The organism is Gordonia amarae NBRC 15530, from assembly GCF_000241345.1.
Lineage (GTDB): Bacteria > Actinomycetota > Actinomycetes > Mycobacteriales > Mycobacteriaceae > Gordonia > Gordonia amarae.
In genome coordinates this window covers 85,273-87,165 of the sequence record NZ_BAED01000028.1, presented here as the reverse complement: position 1 = coordinate 87,165, position 1,893 = coordinate 85,273, and the positions used below count along the sequence as shown (strand labels likewise).

Sequence of the window (1,893 nt, the reverse complement as noted above, 5' to 3'; positions counted from 1 at the left end):
CCCGCCCCCGACTTCGACATCGCCGACGAGGACTACGAGGCACCCGAGGGTGACGACGAGACCGCCGTCGCCCAGGTGTTCGCCGATGTCCTGGGCCTCGGCCGGGTCGGCGTGACCACCTCGTTCTTCAATCTCGGCGGTAACTCGCTGTCGGCGATGCGGCTGGCCGCCCGGACCGGTGAGGTGCTGGAGACCACGGTGTCGGTGCGTGACCTGTTCGACGCGCCGACGGTGCGCGAACTCGTGGCCGCGGTCGGCGCGGGCGACAAGCTCGCGCCGATCACCAAGGCCGACCCGCGTCCCGAGCACATCCCGGTGTCGTTCGCGCAGCAGCGCATGTGGTTCATGAACCAGTTCGACCCCGACGCCCCGACGTACAACATCCAGGCAGGGGTCCGACTGCGTGGCGAACTCGATATCGAGGCGCTGCGGCAGGCGGTGCTCGATGTCATCGAACGGCACGAGGTGCTGCGTACCACGTTCCCCGGTGTCGACGGTGAACCCACGCAGGTGATCCACGACCTGGAGTGGGCCGGCGACAACCTCGACTGGGCGATCGTCGACTCGGAGGCCGGCCTGCTGCACGCGGCCACCCGCGGGTTCGTGGTGTCCGAGCAGTCCGCTTTCCGGGTCCGGCTGCTGCGGTCGGCCCCGGGCGAATGGATCTTCCTCGCCGTCCTGCACCACATCGTCAGCGACGGTGAATCGATGGGGCCGCTGCTCACCGACATCGTCACCGCGTACGTGGCCCGCGCCCACGGACAGGCGCCCGCGTTCGCGCCGCTGCCGATACAGTTCGCCGACTACGCGATCTGGCAGCATGACGTCCTCGGCGACCCACAGGACGCGGAATCGGTGGTGGGCGGCCAGCTCGAATACTGGACGGACCAGCTCATGGGCCTGCCCGATGTCCTCGAACTGCCCGCGGACCGCCCGCGGCCGGTGACGGCATCCGCGTCCGGTGCGTCCATCGACTTCGCGGTCCCGCAGGGTGTAGCGGAGCGGATCGAACGCCTCGCCGCCGAGTACGGGCTGACCTCGTTCATGGTGGTGCATGCCGCGCTCGCGGTGCTGCTGTCCCGGCTAACCGCCGCCGACGACATCGCGATCGCCACACCGATCGCGGGCCGGGGCGAGAAGGTCCTGGATCCGATGGTCGGCATGTTCGTCAACACCCTGGTGCTGCGGAGCGAACTCGAACCGATGATGGCGTTCTCCGAACTCCTCGAAGAGGTGCGCGAGACCGACCTGGACGCGTTCGCCAACGCCGACGTACCCTTCGAGGCCGTCGTCGACGCTGTCGGCGCGGTGCGGTCGCAGGCATTCGCGCCGTTGGCCCAGGTCATGCTGAGCGTCGACCACAGTCCGGGCGATGGCGCCGCGACCGGCCGGCCGGCGGTGGACGTGGGGGCACTGACCGTCGAGCAGATCGAGCCGCCGACGGCGTTCGCGCAGCGGGATCTGTCGATCACCGTGCGGACCGTGGCGGGCCGGGACTGGCCGGCCGGCATGGTCTACGCGACCGATCTGTTCAACGAGGCCACGATGGTGACGTTCGCGCAGCGGTTCCTGACTCTGCTCGACTCGCTCACCGACGATCCGGACGGTGCGATCGGTGCCGCGCAGTTCCTCGTGGCGCAGGAACACAGCAGCCTCGTCGACTGGTCCAGCGGGCAGTCGACCGCACCCGTTCCGGGCGACGGAGGCGGTGTGCCGGGTGTCGCCCATTCGGGGGATAGGGCTAACGGCAATGACGGGGTGAGCGATAATTGACCGGGCGTTCTGGCGCCCCGCACCATCCGACGCGGCATAAGGGGCATCAGATTCGTGGCTGAGTTCATCCTGACCAGCGCTGATCCATATCGTGGGGCAGACACAGATCGCGGGGCAGAT

At 68.8% G+C, this 1,893-nt stretch carries 1 protein-coding gene; it reads left to right on the top strand.

All coding sequences use genetic code 11. The annotated features are described in order from the left end of the window. Positions 1-1,773 (top strand): condensation domain-containing protein (locus GOAMR_RS23580; protein ID WP_005185655.1); only part of this gene is annotated, 1,773 nt, incomplete at its 5' end. Positions 1,774-1,893 lie beyond the last annotated feature (120 nt).